A 19408-nucleotide genomic window follows, 5' to 3' on the forward strand; every position below is an offset into this window, starting at 1 on the left:
ATAATATATAAAAGAACTATCTTTTTCTCTCATTGTTACATGCGTCACTAATTAATTGTATACTATTGTTAATTCATTAAACAGTAGCGGCTGTAGGATCGATGCTATCCGGCTGGAAATACGGACGCTGTGCCAACGAGGCACGCTGAAAACGCAGATAGTTTTGGAGAATAAAGTCATAAAAAATTGTCTGTTCTTTTTCTTCTAAATAAAATAAAGATTTCTCCATACAACGCAACGCTTCTTTTATATTGCCTAAATAATACAAACATATTCCTTTTTCGTAATATATTTCACCTAACAAATATAATGATTCCTGATCAAATACATACTTAAGTCCTTCATTTGCTGTGACAATTCCCTTTTCAAATTGCCTTGAGCTTCCATATACAACACACATATTAAAATAAATTTTAGATTGGGTAGGGCCCCAAAATTCTACTGGCAATTTTTTATACAGCTTTTGTGCTTCTTGAAAATAATAAATTGCTTTATCAAATTCATAAACATCCATATAAATAGTCCCGAAATTGATAATTATTCCTATATCTTCTTCAGTTATACTCAATGCTTCTAATTTAATATCTTTTGCTAATTGGAGTAAATCTAGAGCTTCTTCTTTTTCTTTAGTTATTTTGAAATGGGTTATCGCACGTTTCCACAATAAAAATTTTTGGTGCACTGGCTTGCGAAATAAAGGGTTTTTCAGTTCCTGTCTAATAATATTCATGGCCTCTTCGAACTCATAATGTCTTATTAGCTTGTCTATTCTATCTTTTGTATCGCGTATATAATTAAACCTGGGAGCTTCATGATCGTCGAAAAAATAACTAATTTTCACTCCCAATTTAATTGCAATCAAGTTCAGAATTTCAGCCGTAGGATGCATTTGTTCATTTTCAATTTTGGAAATTGCTTTTTGGGAGCAAATTCCTTTTGATAGTTCTCTTTGACTTACTTGATAATACTGACGTAAATCTTTAAGTTTCTTTCCTAATGTTAATTCTTCCATACGCCCCTCCTTTTAAGTACTATAGTTCTCAACACTTACATTGTATCATGCTTTTTTTCGAAAATCGTATATAAATGGAAATTACAGCTACTGAGAGTCTCTGCAGGATTTAACTATATATGTAATAATAAATTCATACTTATTAAAGTTATTAAGGAGGAAAATAAATGCCTAAATTATCTAAGTTTATAAAGGTAGGGTTAGTTGTCGGAGCGATGGCTTATACTTTCACTTCCGGGGACTTCACAGCAGCTGTTCACTTACCAGGCGCAGCTTAGGCCTAATTAATAACTATTTTTAAGTGTAAACCGTCACCCTCGACACACGTTTCACACCATTAACCAAGCTTACCCCTGTTATATTTTTGTATCCCTTGCAGTTTAGCTGGCAGGGGATTCTTTTTTATTATTTATTACCCTACCATTCATCGATACAGGAGGCCCGGCCATGCATTCCGACCAGCATATTGCTTATTTTGTAGATCAATTTTTATCCCAGATGGATCAGGCGGAGGACCCGGCTGTGCTCTGCGAGCTCCGCGACCGCGTTTTTGAACAGGGAACTCTTATCGGCACCCGCCTCCCCTATATTGAAATGATGGGTACACTCTGGCGTAAGTGCCCTTCCATCCTTCAGGAGGCGCTTGAAGAAGAGCCGCTCTGCTACGGGCTTTTGGTGGATACATTCGAGCATATTTCTTCGAATCAGTTTGTGTATATGCGCTGGCGGCTGCACGAATGGGCCAGGCTTTCCGCCTGAACAGAAAGTGGGTTATATCCGGCCGATTATCGGGAAAATACTCTCCACCTATAATTTACGGAGGGGATAAAAATGGCTGAGTTTACCGTGAATTCCCAAATATACCTTCGTCCGTTTAAAGATCAGGATGCTGCCGATTATCTGCAGCTGGTCGAGGACAACCGTTCCTACCTGCGACATTGGCTGCCATGGGTGGATAAAACGCGTGAGCTGCGTGATGTACTCCGTTTTTTTGAGCACCGGGCCAGGCTCGCCCGCCGGGGCACATCCTACACGTTTGGTATCTGGTATGAAGGCAGGCTCGCCGGTGCGATCAGCTTCAACCACGTGTACCGCTGGACCCGGCGCACCGTGATTGGCTACTGGCTTGCTGCCCCTTTTCAGGGAAGAGGCATTATGACCCTGGCAGTACAGACATTGACTGATTACGCCTTTCGGGACATTCACCTCCGGCGTGTGGATATTTGTGTTGCTCCGGACAACCGGCCCAGCCGTTCGATCCCGGAGCGCCTTGGCTTTGAAAAATATAAATACGTGCGTAATGCCGAATGGCTGTATGACCATTACGTCGATCATGTTGTCTATACCATGCGTTCTCGCTTTTGGTTTCCCGCCATTCTCGGTACTGGTATAGAGCATACAAAAACCCCGCAATTTTAACGTTGCGGGGTTTTTCGTATTAGCGCTGTTCCATGCCTTCAAGAATTAAAGAGTTCACCATTTGCGGGTTGGCTTTTCCCTTCGTTTCCTTCATCACCTGGCCGACTAAGAAGCCGAGCGCTTTGTCTTTTCCATTTTTGTAGTCTTCGATCGACTGCGGGTTGTTGTCCAATATGCCGTCAACTACCTGCTTAAGCTCTCCTTCATCAGAGATCTGCATAAGTCCTTTATCTTTTACGATCTGTTCCGGATCGCCGCCCTGCTCCATTACATCTGCAAAAACCTGCTTGGCAATTTTGCTTGAAATGGTGCCTTTTTCAATGAGTTCAATCAGCTTGGCAAGTGACTCCGGCGTGAGAGCCGTCTCATCGATATCCATATCATTGTTGTTTAAATAGCCGCTTACCTCGCCCATCAGCCAGTTGGCTGTAAGCTTGCTGTCCGCTCCGGCATCAACAGTTTCCTGGAAAAAGTCTGCGATTGCTTTGGACTGCACCAACACCGATGCGTCGTATTCGGAAAGACCGAAGTCCTCGATATAACGCTTTTTCCGTGCGTCCGGAAGTTCAGGAATTGATGACATGATCCGTGATTTCCAGTCTTCGTCGATATAGTACGTAACCAGATCCGGCTCCGGGAAGTAACGGTAATCGTCCGATCCTTCTTTGATACGCATCAGAATTGTTTCTTTTTTCGCGTCATCCCACCGGCGCGTTTCCTGCAGGACCTCCCCGCCAGAAAGCAGTTCTTTTTCCTGCCGTTCTTCTTCAAATGCCAGTCCTTTTTGCACATTCGTAAATGAGTTCAGGTTTTTCAGCTCAGTTTTCGTGCCAAATTCCTCCTGGCCTGCCGGACGGATGGAAATGTTCGCATCACAACGGAGCGATCCTTCTTCCATCTTGCAGTCGGAAACGTCGGTATACTGCAGAATCGCTTTTAGTTTTTCCAGATAAGCGTAGCCTTCCTCCGGCGTCGTAATATCCGGCTCTGACACAATTTCAATCAGCGGTGTGCCGACACGGTTAAAGTCAACCAGAGAGTGGCCACCGTCTTCGTCGTGCGTGAGCTTTCCGGCATCTTCTTCCATATGAATGCGGGTAATACCGATACGCTTCGGTCCGTTTTCTTCTGTTTCAATGTCAATCCACCCGTGTTCTCCGATTGGCTGGTCAAACTGGGAAATTTGATAAGCCTTCGGATTGTCGGGATAAAAGTAGTTTTTCCGGTCGAATTTCGTTTCAGGGGCAATCTCGCAGTTCATTGCAAGCGCTGCTTTCATGGCGAAGTTCACCGCCTGCTCATTCAAAACCGGCAGCACTCCCGGATGGCCCAGGCAGACCGGGCACGTATGCGTATTCGGAGGAGCACCAAATTCGGTTGAGCAATTGCAGAAAATCTTTGTATTTGTTTTTAACTCTGCATGGACTTCGAGTCCAATGATTGTTTCAAAGTTCATGGTCCTGGTTCCTCCCCTATAATTCCGGTCTGGCTTTATGGTGTTCAGTTGCCTGCTCAAAGGCGTGGGCAACTGTATAGATCGTTTCTTCAGCAAACGGCTTGGCTATAATCTGCAGGCCGACCGGCATATTGTCTGAGAAGCCGCACGGCACGGAAATCGCCGGAATACCAGCCAGGTTTACCGGAATGGTTAAAATATCGTTGGCATACATTGTGAGCGGGTCATCAAGTTGTTCCCCGAGTTTAAACGCAGTTGTCGGCGCTGTCGGCCCGACGATAACGTCATAGTCGGCAAACACTTTTTCGAAATCCCGGCGGATGAGTGTACGCACCTGCTGGGCCTTCTTGTAGTAAGCATCGTAATATCCGGCGCTTAAAGCAAAGGTTCCAAGCATAATCCGGCGCTTCACTTCTTCGCCAAAGCCTTTGCTTCGGGTTTCTTTATACATTTCCACCAGATCCTTCGCGTTTTCATCGCGAACACCGTAGCGGACACCGTCAAAGCGGGCCAGGTTGGCGGAAGCCTCTGAAGAAGCGATTAAATAGTACGCAGCGACTGCGTATTTTGAATGCGGAAGGGATACTTCCTCCCATACAGCTCCCTGCTCCTCCAGGACCTTCAGCGCTTCCAGCACCCGCTGTTTGACGCCTTCATCCACGCCTTCCCCGATGTATTCGGACGGCACACCAATTTTCAGGCCTTTGACCTCCCGGCCAAGTGCTTCCAGATAATTTGGTACCTGTACATCTGCGGAGGTCGAGTCGTTTTCCGAATGACCGGCAATCTGCTGCAGTACGTAAGCATTATCTTCAACCGAACGAGTGAGCGGTCCGATCTGATCCAGGGAAGAAGCAAAAGCAACAAGACCGTAACGGGATACACGTCCGTAAGTAGGCTTCAAGCCCACAACTCCGCAGTAGGACGCCGGCTCGCGGATTGATCCTCCTGTATCAGACCCTAATGAAAACAGCACTTCGCCGGCTGCCACAGAGGCTGCTGAGCCTCCGCTCGAACCGCCTGGAACGTAATCGGTGTTCCATGGGTTTCTCGTTTCCTGCATGCCGGAGTTTTCCGTTGAGGATCCCATGGCGAATTCGTCCATGTTCAGCTTCCCGATGGTTATCGTTTCTGCCTCTCCGAGTTTATCCATTACGGTCGCATTATGAACCGGATCAAAATTTGCAAGCAGCTGGCTCGCGCATGTGGTCCGCAGGTCTTCGGTGATAATATTGTCTTTAATACCTGCCGGCATGCCGAACAAAAACGGTACCTCGCCGCCGCTTTGAATTCGCTTGTCGAGCTGTTCAGCCTGCTCGAGTGCCCGTTCCTCATTTAACGTTAAAAACGCTTTTACGTCTGTATCTACTTCACGAATACGGGCAAATGAAGCTTCCACCAGCTCGGCGACAGTTACTTCCTGGTTTTTTATTTTCGTATGTAACGACGCTACACTTTCTTCCAAAATGGACATACGTTATCTCCCTTCTTTTACTCCAGCACGGATGGTACTTTCACCTGGCCGTCTTTTTGGTCCGGAGCATTTTTTAATGCTTCCTCCCGGTCAAGCGATGGTTGAATGGTATCTTCACGCAATACGTTGTGAATATCCAGTACGTGGGATGTCGGCTCCACGTCAGTCGTATCGAGTTCGTCAAGCTGTTCAGCAAATCCAATGATCGCATCAAGCTCTTCGGTCAGCTTTTCCAAATCCTCATCAGAAACGGAAAGTCGTGCCAGATGGGCTACGTGCTCCACGTCTTCTTTTGAAATATGAGCCATCAGTTTTTCCTCCTTTAAATGCTTCTATCGTTCTTCTGTCGGGACAATACTCTGATCATATCAAAGAAAAAGGAAAGCGGGCAACTGTGCCCACTTCCCGCGCTCACAAATTACTCATTGTATACGTGAACGTACATATCTTCTCCCGGCTCTTTTGTAATTAACGCTTCCTGGCCGGAGGAGGAATTAATATTCACTTCCACTTCAAGACCGTTTGGAAAAATGTCTTCTGTCTTATCCGCCACGTGCTGGGTAAAGGCAATAATTTCTGTTTTACTGTAAAATTGAATTGGAATATCAATCGTCAGGCTGTCGAGTTCACCATTAACGTAATGACCTTCTCCTACTACACCGACTGTATTGTCAAAAAAGCTGTTCACTTCATTACTAAACTCATCAAACATTTCGGAATCAGAACGGTTATTTTCTTCAGCTTCCGAAGACGGGAACAGATAGTTTGATTCATTCAACTCATTCCAGTTTCCGGGCTCCTGCCCCGGATCAGCCATACCAGTTGCAATAAACGTTCCCGGCACGCTCGAGTCTCGCGGTGCCTCCTGGAAGACGGTAAACATGATCGGCACTTCTTCAATCCGGTCTGCATTATCGCGTTCGTCGTTTCGCAGGCGCTCGGTAATTTCCCCTGCAATACGCTGCGCGTCCTCAAGAGCATTTTCTTCACTGATGGACTCCTCGAGCCACGGGCCGTATGTACCGTCTTCATACTCTTCACGGAAGTAATATGTTTCATTCATCGACAGCCCGATAACAATACCGCCAAGTTCAAGGCCATCGCTTCCCTCTTCCATGTAGTTATGTTCAAGCAGGTTGGACATTGTTCTCGGTTCTCCGCGTTCACGCTCCTCAAATTCATCTCCTTCACTGCCGGCAAGCGGCGGATTCAGCCCTCTCGGCCTCGTGGTAGGTTCACCGTCGCCTTCTTCGCCTTCCCGGAGCAGCCAGTTGTTTAACTCACTGCGTTCAATGACCTGGCCTTCCCGGAAGTAGTAATTATCCTGACTGAACTCCTCCGAAGCAAGCTCCTGCATGCCTATTTCCATCCGCTCAAGATCAAAGCGGTTATAAACAATGGAATTACTGAGCCCCCGGGATTCACCCGTGACGTACTGGCCATCGTCAGTGAGCACCGCCCGGTAGTACTCATCCAGACTTGGAATGCCGGCGCTCAGCGAAAGCTCCTCTTCTGATTCCGGCTGAGAGTCCTCTGATTCTGATTCACCCCCGCCAAACAACCCGCATCCTGATAATGCAAACACGGAAGCAGCTATAACAAGGCCGGCTCTTTTCCTCATAATATCATTTCCTCCATTCCAGGCGTTACCTTCCAGATATTTTTCTCTGGTGTGCATCCAGAGGTTTACATTTTTTTCTTTCCCATCTCTATCTTAGAAGGTATGCCCGAGTGAAACAAGCTACTTTTATCTTCTTTTTATTCACTTGTCTGCTCAATTAACTGCTGTTCGTCCCAGACGGTTACGTCCAGCTCTCTCGCTTTTTCCAATTTAGAGCCGGCCTCTTCTCCTGCCACCACGATATCCGTATTGCTGCTGACGCTGCCGGTAACCTTTCCACCCAATGCCTCAATACGTTCCTTGGCGTTTTTGCGGGTTAATTCCTGCAGCTTGCCGGTAAGAACGACCGTTTTACCGCTGAACACTGTATCTGTTGCCTGTTCTGATTTCCGCGGGCCTTTATATTCCATATTCAGTCCGAGCCGACGCAGCTCCCCGATCAGGGCCGAAACGTTTTCCTGCTCAAAATAACTGACAATGGAATCTGCCACCTTCTCACCAATGTCATAAATGGCAAGCAGCTGGTCTTTATCTGCCTGTTCAAGCGCCTCCATCGTACCGAATTCCTCCGCCAGCGTCCGGGCCGCTTTGGAGCCGACAAACCGGATGCCAAGGCCGAACAGTAAGCGTTCCAGTGAATTTTCTTTGGACGCTTCAATCGCTCTCAAAAGATTATCAACGGACTTTTCTCCCATGCGTTCAAGCTTAAGCAGTTCATCCCGGTCGAGCTTATAAACGTCTTCAATCCCAGAGACTAATTGATGCGAAAACAGCTGCTGAATCACCTTTTCTCCGAGGCCGTCGATATTCATCGCCCCCCGGGAGACAAAATGAATCAATGCTTCCTGCAGCTGGGCCGGGCAGTTCGGATTCATGCAGCGAAGAGCCACTTCCTCCTCGAGACGTACAAGCTCTGTCCCGCAGGACGGGCATTCGGTCGGCATTTCAAATTCCCGTTCATTTCCTTCGCGGAGCTCTGTGAGCACCCGCACGACCTCCGGAATAATATCCCCGGCTTTTTTAACGACAATCTGGTCTCCGAGTTTGATTCCCTTTTCCCGGATCAGGTCTTCATTATGAAGCGAAGCCCGCTGCACTGTCGTTCCCGCCACCTGGACCGGTGTCAGCTTCGCCGTCGGTGTCACTACGCCGGTACGTCCAACGCTTAAAATAATATCCTCGAGCGTCGTCACCTTTTCTTCTGCCGGAAATTTGTAGGCCGTCGCCCAGCGCGGACTTTTTGCTGTAAATCCAAGGTCCTCCCGCTGGCCTAAATCGTCCACCTTGATAACGATGCCATCGATTTCATAGGAGAGCCCGTTGCGGTTTTCCGTCCAGTAGTCTACAAATTCCAGCACTTCATCAATGGTCCGGCATTTTTTCGTTTCCGGGTTCACTTTGAATCCGAGCTGATCCATAAAATCAAGCGATTCGGCGTGCGTATTCACATCCAGCTCATCATCATTACCGGCCCCGTAAAGGAAAATATCTAGGTTCCGCTTGGCCGCCATTTTCGGATCAAGCTGCCTGAGAGAGCCCGCAGCTGCGTTACGCGGGTTGGCAAACGGTTCTTCTCCGTTTTTCTCCTTGTCTTCATTCAGGCTGAGAAACGAACGCTCCGGCATAAACACTTCTCCGCGCACTTCAATATCCACCGCTTCGTCAAGACGCAGAGGGATCGCACGGACCGTTTTCAGGTTATGGGTAATATCCTCTCCGGTGGTGCCGTCGCCCCGGGTGGCCCCGAGCACAAAGCGTCCGTCCTCATAGGAAAGCGATACGGCCAGGCCGTCAATTTTCAGTTCGCACACGTATTCCACGTTGTCGCCGGTCACCTGGCGCACCCGCCGGTCAAAATCCCGCACATCCTGTTCGTTGAACGCGTTACCGAGGCTCAGCATTGGAATCCGGTGCTGCACCTTGCGAAAGCCTTCCAGGGGCGCTCCTCCGACCCGGACCGTTGGAGAATCGGGAGCCTGCAGATCCGGAAAATCATTTTCAAGCTGGATCAGCTCCTGCAGCCGTTCATCGTATTCAGCATCCGGTACGATTGGATTGTCTTTGACATAGTAATAATAGCCGTATTTATCCAACAGCTCACGGAGTTGTTCTACACGTTCTTCTGCTTGTTTTCTCTCCATCGGCTTCGTCCTTTCTACGCTTTTTCAATCGGGGCAAACGTCGCCATCAGCCGCTTGATGCCTTCACTTGGAAACGCAATATCAAGCTCCATATCATTGCCTTCACCGCGTACGCTGACTACAGTGCCGGTACCCCATTTTTTGTGCTTCGCTTTGTCTCCGATATTCCAGGCAAGGTCACTGCCGCCGCTTGGGGTCGGCGCTTTGCTTTCCCGGGGCGCAGCCGTGGCGGCCTGGCGTTTCCGTTCAAATGGGGAAGCCGTTTTCCCGCCGGTGGAAGTCTGCTGCTTCTCTTCACGGCCGGAGATCAGCTCCTGCGGAAGCTCCTGGATGAACCTCGACATTGGGTTTGCCTGCGTTCGTCCGTACTGCATCCGCATGGAAGCGTGGGTCAGGTGAAGCTCCTGCTCGGCCCGGGTCATTCCAACGTAGGCGAGCCTCCGCTCTTCTTCCATCTCTTCGGGCTCAAACAGTGAACGGTTGTGCGGGAAGATTCCTTCTTCCATCCCAATAAGAAACACGGTCGGAAATTCCAGTCCCTTGGCGGAGTGCAGGGTCATCATCGCTACCTTGTCCCGCACGTCTGTGTCGTCATTTTCATTCAAATCAGCCACGAGCGCCAGATCCGTTAAAAAGGAAATTAATGATTTATCCTCACTCCGTTTTTCAAACTCCTGGGCTACTGTCATAAATTCTTCGAGGTTTTCGAGACGGCTCTGGGACTCCAGCGAGCGTTCATTTTTCAGCGCTTCCCGGTAGCCGGTTTTCTCCAGCAGCTCTTCAACCAGTTCGGTGACTGAAAGGTAGTCCTGCATCTGCATCCAGTGCTTCATCTGCTCGGCAAAGGACTGCAGCTTTTTGACCGGTCCGGCGCCGAGACCAATCTGATCGGCCTCCTGCAGCGCATGGATGAGGGAAATATCCTGACTCGCAGCATATTTTGTCACCTTTTCCATCGTAGAGGCACCGATGCCCCGTTTCGGCACGTTTACAATCCGGCCCAGACTGATGTCGTCGTCCGGATTCGCGACTGTCCGCAAATAGCCGAGCAGGTCCTTGATTTCTTTCCGGTCGTAGAACTTGGTGCCGCCGATCATATTGTATTCAACGCCTGATTTGACAAACATTTCCTCAATCACACGGGACTGCGCGTTCGTCCGGTACAAAACGGCAATATCACTATGACGTATATCTTTTTTTCTCGTAATTTCTTTAATTTTATCCACTACGTAATACGCTTCGTCGCGTTCATTTGAGGCCTGAAAATAGTAGATGTTTTCCCCGTCCGGATTCGACGTCCAGAGCGTTTTTTCTTTACGTCCGGCATTGTTTTTAATCACTTCATTTGCCGCACGCAGAATCGTTTTCGTCGACCGGTAGTTCTGTTCAAGGAAAATAGTGACCGCTTCCGAATAGTCGCGCTCAAAGGAAAGGATATTTTGGATATCCGCCCCGCGCCACTTGTAGATGGACTGGTCCGAATCCCCTACAACACAGAGATTGTGCCGCTTTGCTGCGAGCATGTTCACGAGCATGTACTGCGCCCGGTTGGTATCCTGGTATTCGTCCACATGAATGTACTGGAATTTCCGCTGGTAAAACTGCAGCACCTCCGGCACATCTTCAAACAGCTGGATCGTTTTCATGATTAGATCGTCAAAGTCAAGGGCATGGTTGTTCCGGAGCCGGCGCTGATACTCTTTATACACATCCGCTGCAATTTCTTCGAACGGCCCCTCTGCTCTTTCTGCAAACTGCTTCGGTGTTTCAAGCACGTTTTTATTGGACGAAATCATGCCAAGGATCGCCCGCGGTTCAAATTTTTTCGAGTCGATATTCTGATCCTTTAAGATCTGCTTGATAACAGACAGCTGGTCGCTTGAATCCAGTATCGAAAAGTTCCGGTTATAGCCGATCCGGTCGATATCCCGGCGGAGAATGCGGACGCACATCGAGTGAAAGGTCGACATCCAAATATCCTCGGCGACCGGTCCGACGAGTTTGCCGACACGCTCCTTCATTTCTTTGGCAGCTTTATTTGTAAAAGTAATCGCAAGAATCGCGTAGGGCGGGATCATTTTTTCTCTGATTAAGTAAGCAATCCGGTGGGTTAATACCCGGGTTTTTCCGCTTCCTGCCCCGGCCATAACCAGAAGCGGACCTTCTGTGTGCTGCACCGCCCGTTTCTGTGGCTCGTTCATTCCGGATAACATGCGCTCAATGATTTGTCGCTGCATGATGCCACCGCCTTTCATAAGTATTAAGGAACATATGTTCCTGCTTTAGTATACCGAATATTTGTGATTCACGCTATGGTCTGAGCGCTTTGACGGTCTGCACTGCTTTCTTTACATCTTCATACACAATGTCTCCGACTACGATGGTATCTGCGTAAGCAGCCATTTCTGCCGCCTGCTCCTTCGAACGGATACCGCCGCCATAAAAGAGCCTTGCTTCGTGTAATGCTTTCCGTGCTTCCTGAACCATACGCACATCGCCGTATGTGCCGCTGTATTCTATATAAAAAATCGGAAGATGAAACAGCCGGTCCGCCATCGCGGCATATGCTTCAATACCTTCTTCCGTCTGTTCCGTCCTGGCCTCTGTTAACGCTGCTGCCTTGGCATCCGGATTTAAAATGCAGTATCCTTCTGCGAGTACTTCCTCCTGCTCGAGGGCCGGACCCATTTCCTTCAGTGCCTGCTGATGCAGCCCAGTAATCCACTGGGCGTCTCCTGCGTTTAACACCGTCGGCACGAGATAGCAGTCAAATCCGGGGGTCACCGCTTCTATATTTGAAATTTCAAGCGCGCATGCAACCGGAAACCGACGCACCCGGGCCAGAAGATTCAATGTATTATCAAGAGTGACCCCGTCGCTTCCTCCCACGATGATCGCATCTGTCCCCGACTCACATATTTGTTCTAAATCTTCGTCGCTGATCGCCTTTGCCGGATCCAGCTTAAAGACATGTCTCCATTCCGAATATGATAGCATCCTGACGTACTCCCTTTATGCAATAGATAGTTTCAGAAACGCTCTCTTTAAAGCTTCTGATACCTGAAGTGGCCAAATATTCCGGGCCTTTTTGCTTTTCATTCCTCAGTCTTTCATTATACCAAATCCACCGCCGTTACTAAATGAACTTATACCGTTTCCCCCGCAAAAAAACTCCCATCCGGCAGTCCGGCGGGAGTTTTATACGCGTCTGTCTGTTACGCTCTATTGTGAGTCCTGTTCCTGTTTTTCATTATGCACACGGTCAAGAGTCATTTGGTAACTGTCGTTTCCATAATTCAGGCACCGTTTCACCCTTGATATGGTTGCGGTGCTTGCACCGGTTTCCAGCTCAATTTTGTGATACGTATATCCGTGCTGAAGCATTCTTGCCACTTCAAGCCGCTGGGCAAGTGATTGAATTTCATTAATCGTGCATAGATCGTCAAAAAATTCATAGCACTCATCGATATTTTTTAACGAAAGGATCGCCTGAAAGAGCTGGTCGAGCTCTTTCCCCCTTAATTTGTCAATCTGCAACACACTACACTCCTTTTTGGCTACGTGACAGACGAAGGTATTTATTCATAAAGCGACGCGCAAAACAGTTTCATTCAAGCTGAAACTAGCTGATATCAGTACCTACTTTTACAGTTTAACGCATAATGGCAGGAAAGAGTACCATTTTTTTATGAACGTCATATATACCTTTTTGCGTAACCCTGATATACGGGAGATGAGTCGCTGCAAAAAATAAGAGAGAATAAATGGGATCCTCATGCGGATAGCCCCGGTTTTTCAGCGCGGCTACCATTTTTTCATGCTCAACAATAACCTCTTCCATCGGCTTTGAGGACATCAGGCCGAAAATATCCAGGGAAATATGCTCCACCACTTCCCCGTCCTCGACCAGAAAAATCCCGCCTTTATTTTTGACCAGTTCTTCGGCTGCTTTTTCCATGTCTTCCTTATGCTTGCCGATCATAATAATATCGCCGTTGTTATTAAAGGATGACGCGAATCCGTCCACCTTGGTTGCAAACCCTTTTAAGATCGTATTAACCCGCCATTTTCCGTACCGGTCAATGACCATGAAAAAGGACTCGTCGTGGGTTTTCCACAGTTCATCATTGTTTGCTTCAATGCCGATATGGTAAGGCTTTAAAATAACGGAATTCATCAGCTCAATTCCCATCGGCATCGAAAAGTGAAAGTCACTGTCCTTTAATTCCCAGTCAATTTCAAGCGGTGTCACCCCGTACTTTTCCCATTCGAAGGGCTTTTTCGGATACAGATTCTTTTCATCCCTGTATACCCACTGCCCTTTGGCAAGCACGGCTTCAGGCTTAGGCTCGCGCTTATCCGATAAAATATTCAGATGGGCAAGCCGCCCCGGGGCAATCATGCCGATCAAATTGTCGAGACCAAGGTGAACCGCCGCATTATACGAGCCCATTTCATACGCATCGATTTCGGGCACGCCCTTGTCCAGGCAGATTTGAATGGTCTGGTCAATAACACCTTCTTTATAAAAGGCCGGCGTAGAGCCGTCAGTGTTCAGTGTAAAACGGCGAAAGTCCGTGATTCCGGCTTCCAGCAGTCCTTCAATTATATTTGGGAGATCCGGACGGATCGAGGAGTAGCGAAGCGATGTAACAAGTCCCGCGTCCAGACGGCGCAGCGCTTCCTCTGCTGTCATCGCCTCATGCTCACCATCCACGCCGAGCAGGGCCATCTGCGTGATCGTCGATACCGATGCCCCGGGCAGATGCCCTTCAATCGGCTTATTCAGCTCCTTCGTGTACTGCATCCAGTGCAGAATTGTATCGTTTCCCGTCATTACTTTCGGCCAGGAAGTCAGTTCTCCCCCCTGGACGACGAGCGGATGCTCCAGCCAATCCTTCATGTTCGACGGCGAAAACCACCGGTCTTCTTCCTCAAGCTCTGTCTGGGAGTCGTACCGGGCCCACCAGAACATAGACGTGGGAAGCTCCCCAAGGTCTTCAATAGCAGAAAGCGCCTGGTATTTCTCCATATTTAAAAACAAAAACAAATTATCGTTCACAAGCGTGGTCGTGCCGCGCACGGACGCGTACTCCGCCAGTGTCTGCGGGCTGTACAGCTGGAAAGGGTGGGCGTGTGGTTCAATATAACCCGGCACCACCCATTTTTCGCTGCAGTCGACGATTTCTGCTCCTTCTGTTTTCTCCGGCCATTCCGGCCCGGCGTACATAATGCGGTCGTCATATACCCATATGTGTCCGCGGCTCCAGCTTTTGCGGGCACTGTTTAAGTATGTTGCATCTTTTAAAATAATAGAGGGAGCTGTTTCGCCCCTCATCACGGAAAGATGGTCTCTCAATGTTGATTTGCTCCAATGATACAGCTTATTTGCCATCCAAACATCTCTCCTCCTGCGCACAGTTCGTTGCTCGATTTCATTTTCCCTATCATATCACAAATGTAAACGCTTTTTTATTTTTTCAGGTGACAATTTTGAAACGTTTTCCTTTTTTACAACTGTTTTCATATTTTTACAAAAATAATGAAACAGTTTCAGTTAATTGTCAGAATTCACTTAAAATATTAGGAAATTTTATTAAAGAACCGATAAAACTGTACTAATATTTTCATCCTGCTTATTGTAACAGACTCCTGCATACGGGAGAAAGAAAATGACAGGAAATATAACATAAAATTCACATTCGCTTTGCAAAGTTCATAAAAAAACTGCTTCTGCCGTCAGCAGAAACAGTTTTGCTTTTCATTATTGCAGCGCCCGAAAACCAATATCGGTGCGGTAAAACAAATTACCCGTATCGAGTTCCTTCATTTTTTCATATACCTGTTCCTTCGCTTCACCGAGAGTAGCGGCCTTTTCCGACAGCAGCAGCACCCGGCCGCCGCTGTTTACATACACGCCGTTCTTTTTTTCCACTCCAGCGAAAAAAAGAAGAGGACTTTCCGGCACATGGTGGATGGGACGGTTCTTTTCATAGCTGCCCGGATAGCCTTTAGAGGCAGCCACTACCCCGAGTACAGCTTCTTCCGACCAGACTGGCTCCGGCCTGCCTCCGTCAAAAAGGGTTATTAAAAGCTCCGCCAGATCCGATTCGAGTCGCGGAAGCACGACCTGTGCTTCCGGATCGCCGAACCTCGCATTAAACTCAATCACTTTCGGTCCCGCCGACGTCATCATTAATCCGGCATACAGGACACCGGTGAACGGCGCTCCCTCCTGGACCAGGCCGGAGGCTGCCGGCTGGAGCACTTTTTCCACCGCTTCATCGATGTCTTCTTGAGTAAACTGAGGAACCGGACTGTAAGCACCCATTCCTCCAGTATTGGGCCCTTCATCGTTATCATATGCACGTTTATGGTCCTGCGCAGCAACCATGGGCACGACCGTTTCGCCGTGTACAAAAGCCATTAAAGAAAGCTCTTCGCCCTCTAAAAACTCTTCAATGACTACTTCGGCTCCCGCTTCGCCGAACTTGTGGTCTTTCAGGACTTCTTCGAGCGCCTGCAGCGCTTCGGCTTCGGTCATCGCCACGGTGACCCCTTTACCGGCAGCCAGGCCGTCTGCCTTAATGACAATCGGCGCTCCCCGGCTGCGTACATAAGCCTCTGCTTCTTCGTATTTTGAAAATGAAGCATAGGCACCGGTCGGAATATGGTAGCGTTCCATGACTTCTTTCGCGTAGGATTTACTTCCTTCAATCATAGCTGCTTTCTCGCCCGGCCCGAACACACGCAGCCCTTCCTTCTCAAAACGATCGGCAAGCCCGGCCAAAAGCGGGGCTTCCGGCCCGATCACGGTCAGCTCCACCTTCTTTTCCTTTGCGAAGGCAACCAGGCTTTCCTGATCGCTTTCTGCTATATTCACGCATTCCGCATAATTCTCCATACCGTCATTACCCGGTGCTGCGTATACGCGGCTCGCACTCGCACTTTTTGCCAAGGCATAAGCGAGGGCATGCTCCCGGCCGCCTGCTCCTACTACTAAGACATTCATCGCCATCCTCCTGTTCAAAAAACCGTTATATATTCATGATTCACTGGTTTCAAATAAAAGCCCGGGAAATGGATGCCCGGACTTTTCTGCCGATTTTAATGCTTGAAATGGCGCATACCGGTAAACACCATAGTAATTCCCAATTCATTGGCCCGGTCGATGGATTCCTGATCCCGGATCGAGCCGCCTGGCTGAATGATCGCTGAAATTCCCGATTCGCCGGCTGTTTCCACCGTGTCCTGCATAGGGAAAAAGGCGTCGGAGCCCAGAGCGCTGTGCACCGCTTCCTCCCCAGCCTGGTCAATAGCAATTCCGGCTGAGCCGACCCGGTTCATCTGACCGGCCCCAATGCCTATCGTCTGGACATTTTTCGTCAATACGATCGCGTTGGATTTAACATGCTTTACTACCTTCCAGGCGAGCTTCAGGTCTTCCCATTCGGCCTCTGTCGGCTCCCGTTCCGTTACCACCCGCACGTCTGCGTCCAGAAATCCCGCGGTATCCTCATCCTGCACAAGCAGACCTCCGTGAATCGAAGTAAGCTGTGATCGCGGCTCTGCAAACCCCTCGAGCGTTACTGTCAGCAGACGGATATTTTTCTTCTGCGTCAGCAGATCAAGGGCTTCCTGGGAAAAACTCGGGGCGATGACAATTTCAAGGAAGATTTCCTTCAGCTTCTCGGCGATGGCCTCTGTCACTTCACCGTTAAACGCAACAATGCCGCCGAATATCGAGACTGGATCTGCGGCATATGTTTTGTCGTAAGCCTCTTCGAGCGTTTCCCCAATCGCAACCCCACACGGATTCATGTGCTTAACAGCTACCGAAGCCGGATGCGTAAACTCACGGATCATGCTGAGCGCTGCTTCAGCATCATTAATATTATTGTAGGAGAGCTCCTTGCCGTGCAGCTGGAAGGCATTTGCAATCGAGCTGAGCGGCCCGATCGGCTCCCGGTAAAAGGCTGCCTCCTGATGAGGGTTCTCGCCGTAGCGAAGATCCTGCTTTTTCTCATACGTAACGGTGTACATTTCGGGATGCTTTTCCCCGGCCTCCCGGGTTAAATAATCCGCAATTAACGCGTCATAAGAGGCAGTGTGCCGGAATACCTTGGCTGCGAGCCTTTTGTTCGTTTCTGCGGATACGGAGCCGCTGTCGTTTAATTCTGTAAGCACAAGCTCATAATCATCCGGATCCACGACGACCGTAACGTCTTCGAAGTTTTTCGCCGCGGCCCTGAGCATCGTCGGGCCACCGATATCAATGTTTTCAATGGCATCCTCAAACGACTTGTCCGGGTTTTCGATCGTTTTTTTGAACGGGTACAGATTTACGACCACCAGGTCAATCGGTTCGATGCTGTGCTCCTTCAGCTGAGCTGTATGAGCATCGTCGCTGCGGCGGGCAAGCAGTCCGCTATGTATGTTTGGATGCAGCGTCTTCACCCGGCCGTCAAGTATTTCCGGAAAGCCGGTAACGTCTGAAATACCCGTGATCTGCACACCGCTTTCCTCAAGTACGCGGCTCGTTCCTCCCGTGGAAATAATTTCAATCCCCTGCTTTTCGAGGCTTTTAGCCAGGGGGACAATACCCTCTTTATCTGACACACTAATTAATGCTCGTTTCATGAATGGTTGGCTCCCTCCGTATTGGTTTGTACTGTTTTAAGGGGACGGGCAATCCACTGCTGGACAATTTCCGGATAGAGCCGGTGTTCGACAGCCTGGATACCGGCTGTGAGTGTCCTGAGCGAATCCGTCTCTTTTACATAAAGCGGCTCCTGCGCAATAATGCTTCCAGTATCCATGCCTTCATCGACGTAATGAACCGTGACCCCGGTCACTTTTACTCCGGCATCCCACGCCTGCCTGATGGCATCCTTTCCGGGAAAGGCCGGAAGCAGTGACGGGTGAACATTAATCATACGCCCGCCGTATTCCGTAAGCAGCGTATCGCCGATTAACCGCATGTAGCCTGCAAGCACGATCCGCTCCGCCCCTTTAGCATATAATTCCTTTACGATTTCAGTTTCAAACGCCGCCTTGTTTTCGTATTCCTTCGGCGAAAAAGCGAACACCGGAATGCCCTCTTCTTCGGCAAAGGCAACGACCGGGGCGTGAGGCTTGTCACAGACGATCAGCACAAATTCCGCTTCGAGCCTCTGCTCCCGGGCTGCACGGACCAATGAACGGGCATTTGAGCCGGTGCCAGAGGCAAATAAAGCGAGCTTCATCAGCACGTCGCCCCCTTCACCTGCACACCGCCGCCATCAGTCACTTCCCCGATGGCCCACGCCTCTTCCCCGGCCTGCTTCAGCGCCTGGAGCAGGCTTTCTTTTTCCGCAGCCGGTACAATCGTCATTAAACCAATACCCATATTAAAGGTGCCAAACATGTCTTCCGGGGACAAATGACCCTCGTTTTGAATGAAGGGAAAAATCTCCGGCTGCTGCCAGCTGTTAACGTCAAACATCGCGCCGCAGCCATCTGGAAGCATTCTCGGCACATTTTCAAAAAAGCCGCCGCCGGTAATATGAGCCATCCCTCTGGCTGTTCCTGCCTGCTTAATTGCTTTCGCCGCATTCACGTAAATCTTTGTCGGCTCGAGAAGCTCTTCCCCGAGCGGACGCTGAAACGGAGGCACCGTGTCGTTCACCGTAAACAATCCCTCTTCAAACAAAACCTTGCGCACGAGGGAAAACCCGTTGCTGTGAACGCCCGAGGAAGCTACCCCGATAATCGCGTCCCCAGGCTCCGCTTTTGATTCAGCCAGAATATCCGCCTTCTCCGCCGCACCAACGGCGAACCCGGCCAGATCATATTCTTCCTCGCTGTACATTCCCGGCATCTCGGCGGTTTCTCCGCCGATAATGGCACAGCCTGCCTGCGCACAGCCGTCTGCTACACCTTTCACGATCTGCTCAATTTTTTCCGGATCTGCTTTTCCCAGGGCCAGATAATCCAGGAAATAGAGGGGATCGGCCCCCTGGACGGCGATATCATTTACACACATCGCCACCACATCCTGGCCGATCGTGTCGTGCTTATTCATTTGAAAAGCAAGCATTAATTTCGTGCCGACACCGTCTGTGCCCGATATGAGCACTGGCTCTTTGTAAGGAAGTCCGGAAATATCAAACATACCGCCAAAACCACCGAGAGCCCCCATCACTTCCGGGCGCCCAGTGCGGGCAATGTGTTTTTTCATCCGCTCTACCGCCTGGTATCCTGCTTCAACGTCTACACCGGCCCGCCTGTAAGCTTCAGACATCCG

General features: G+C 49.2%; 16 protein-coding genes. 2 read left to right on the forward strand and 14 right to left on the reverse strand.

Annotated elements, in window-relative coordinates:
• Positions 1-76: 76 nt before the first annotated feature.
• A complete protein-coding gene (locus ACTTK7_RS00690; protein WP_462865006.1) occupies positions 77-1012 on the reverse strand; it encodes a helix-turn-helix domain-containing protein in 936 nt (311 codons plus the stop codon).
• Between the two features lie 447 nt (positions 1013-1459).
• Between ACTTK7_RS00690 and ACTTK7_RS00695 the strand changes: the two genes are divergently transcribed.
• Positions 1460-1771 (forward strand): hypothetical protein, encoded by a 312-nt coding sequence (locus ACTTK7_RS00695; protein WP_462865008.1) that lies wholly within the window; start codon positions 1460-1462, stop codon positions 1769-1771.
• A 72-nt stretch (positions 1772-1843) separates the two neighbouring features.
• Positions 1844-2431: a GNAT family N-acetyltransferase gene (locus ACTTK7_RS00700; RefSeq protein ID WP_462865009.1), complete on the forward strand. Its 588-nt coding sequence runs from the start codon at positions 1844-1846 to the stop codon at positions 2429-2431.
• A 19-nt stretch (positions 2432-2450) separates the two neighbouring features.
• Here the strand turns inward: ACTTK7_RS00700 and gatB are convergent, their stop codons facing one another.
• The 13 genes from gatB to purM form a co-directional block, all read right to left on the reverse strand.
• Entirely contained in the window at positions 2451-3887 is a 1437-nt protein-coding gene (gene gatB / locus ACTTK7_RS00705) for an Asp-tRNA(Asn)/Glu-tRNA(Gln) amidotransferase subunit GatB (protein ID WP_462865011.1), read from the reverse strand.
• A gap of 16 nt (positions 3888-3903) precedes the next feature.
• Positions 3904-5361: an Asp-tRNA(Asn)/Glu-tRNA(Gln) amidotransferase subunit GatA gene (gatA, locus tag ACTTK7_RS00710; RefSeq protein WP_462865013.1), complete on the reverse strand. Its 1458-nt coding sequence runs from the start codon at positions 5359-5361 to the stop codon at positions 3904-3906.
• 17 nt (positions 5362-5378) lie between these two features.
• A complete protein-coding gene (gatC, locus tag ACTTK7_RS00715) occupies positions 5379-5669 on the reverse strand; it encodes an Asp-tRNA(Asn)/Glu-tRNA(Gln) amidotransferase subunit GatC (protein WP_091615876.1) in 291 nt (96 codons plus the stop codon).
• Positions 5670-5779: 110 nt separating this feature from the next.
• On the reverse strand, positions 5780-6982 hold the full coding sequence (locus ACTTK7_RS00720) for a CamS family sex pheromone protein (protein ID WP_462865014.1): 1203 nt from the start codon (positions 6980-6982) through the stop codon (positions 5780-5782).
• Between the two features lie 137 nt (positions 6983-7119).
• Positions 7120-9123, reverse strand: a complete 2004-nt coding sequence (gene ligA / locus ACTTK7_RS00725) for an NAD-dependent DNA ligase LigA (RefSeq protein ID WP_462865016.1) — start codon at positions 9121-9123, stop codon at positions 7120-7122.
• Positions 9124-9137: 14 nt separating this feature from the next.
• Complete coding sequence (pcrA, locus tag ACTTK7_RS00730) at positions 9138-11360, reverse strand: DNA helicase PcrA (RefSeq protein ID WP_462865018.1); 2223 nt, start codon at positions 11358-11360, stop codon at positions 9138-9140.
• 73 nt (positions 11361-11433) lie between these two features.
• Entirely contained in the window at positions 11434-12120 is a 687-nt protein-coding gene (gene pcrB / locus ACTTK7_RS00735) for a heptaprenylglyceryl phosphate synthase (protein ID WP_462865020.1), read from the reverse strand.
• Between the two features lie 225 nt (positions 12121-12345).
• Complete coding sequence (locus ACTTK7_RS00740; protein ID WP_091615863.1) at positions 12346-12660, reverse strand: YerC/YecD family TrpR-related protein; 315 nt, start codon at positions 12658-12660, stop codon at positions 12346-12348.
• 115 nt (positions 12661-12775) lie between these two features.
• A complete protein-coding gene (locus ACTTK7_RS00745; protein ID WP_462865021.1) occupies positions 12776-14518 on the reverse strand; it encodes an adenine deaminase C-terminal domain-containing protein in 1743 nt (580 codons plus the stop codon).
• Between the two features lie 369 nt (positions 14519-14887).
• Positions 14888-16135 carry a phosphoribosylamine--glycine ligase gene (gene purD, locus ACTTK7_RS00750; protein WP_462865023.1) on the reverse strand — a complete coding sequence of 416 codons (1248 nt, stop codon included), beginning with the start codon at positions 16133-16135 and terminating at the stop codon, positions 14888-14890.
• A gap of 95 nt (positions 16136-16230) precedes the next feature.
• Complete coding sequence (gene purH / locus ACTTK7_RS00755) at positions 16231-17763, reverse strand: bifunctional phosphoribosylaminoimidazolecarboxamide formyltransferase/IMP cyclohydrolase (RefSeq protein WP_462865025.1); 1533 nt, start codon at positions 17761-17763, stop codon at positions 16231-16233.
• Positions 17760-18371 carry a phosphoribosylglycinamide formyltransferase gene (gene purN, locus ACTTK7_RS00760; RefSeq protein WP_462865160.1) on the reverse strand — a complete coding sequence of 204 codons (612 nt, stop codon included), beginning with the start codon at positions 18369-18371 and terminating at the stop codon, positions 17760-17762. The genes purH and purN overlap by 4 nt, the downstream gene beginning before the upstream one ends.
• Positions 18368-19405: a phosphoribosylformylglycinamidine cyclo-ligase gene (gene purM / locus ACTTK7_RS00765; RefSeq protein ID WP_462865026.1), complete on the reverse strand. Its 1038-nt coding sequence runs from the start codon at positions 19403-19405 to the stop codon at positions 18368-18370. The genes purN and purM overlap by 4 nt, the downstream gene beginning before the upstream one ends.
• Positions 19406-19408: the final 3 nt, after the last annotated feature.

The sequence above is a fragment of the Marinococcus tarijensis genome (assembly GCF_054971385.1).

Bases quoted from the DNA above. Each gene is read 5' to 3' on its own strand.
- ACTTK7_RS00690 (WP_462865006.1), bottom strand. From the start codon at position 1,012: ATGGAAGAATTAACATTAGGAAAGAAACTTAAAGATTTACGTCAGTAT.
- ACTTK7_RS00695 (WP_462865008.1), top strand. From the start codon at position 1,460: ATGCATTCCGACCAGCATATTGCTTATTTTGTAGATCAATTTTTATCC.
- ACTTK7_RS00700 (WP_462865009.1), top strand. From the start codon at position 1,844: ATGGCTGAGTTTACCGTGAATTCCCAAATATACCTTCGTCCGTTTAAA.
- gatB (WP_462865011.1), bottom strand. From the start codon at position 3,887: ATGAACTTTGAAACAATCATTGGACTCGAAGTCCATGCAGAGTTAAAA.
- gatA (WP_462865013.1), bottom strand. From the start codon at position 5,361: ATGTCCATTTTGGAAGAAAGTGTAGCGTCGTTACATACGAAAATAAAA.
- gatC (WP_091615876.1), bottom strand. From the start codon at position 5,669: ATGGCTCATATTTCAAAAGAAGACGTGGAGCACGTAGCCCATCTGGCA.
- ACTTK7_RS00720 (WP_462865014.1), bottom strand. From the start codon at position 6,982: ATGAGGAAAAGAGCCGGCCTTGTTATAGCTGCTTCCGTGTTTGCATTA.
- ligA (WP_462865016.1), bottom strand. From the start codon at position 9,123: ATGGAGAGAAAACAAGCAGAAGAACGTGTAGAACAACTCCGTGAGCTG.
- pcrA (WP_462865018.1), bottom strand. From the start codon at position 11,360: ATGCAGCGACAAATCATTGAGCGCATGTTATCCGGAATGAACGAGCCA.
- pcrB (WP_462865020.1), bottom strand. From the start codon at position 12,120: ATGCTATCATATTCGGAATGGAGACATGTCTTTAAGCTGGATCCGGCA.
- ACTTK7_RS00745 (WP_462865021.1), bottom strand. From the start codon at position 14,518: ATGGCAAATAAGCTGTATCATTGGAGCAAATCAACATTGAGAGACCAT.
- purD (WP_462865023.1), bottom strand. From the start codon at position 16,135: ATGAATGTCTTAGTAGTAGGAGCAGGCGGCCGGGAGCATGCCCTCGCT.
- purH (WP_462865025.1), bottom strand. From the start codon at position 17,763: ATGAAACGAGCATTAATTAGTGTGTCAGATAAAGAGGGTATTGTCCCC.
- purM (WP_462865026.1), bottom strand. From the start codon at position 19,405: ATGTCTGAAGCTTACAGGCGGGCCGGTGTAGACGTTGAAGCAGGATAC.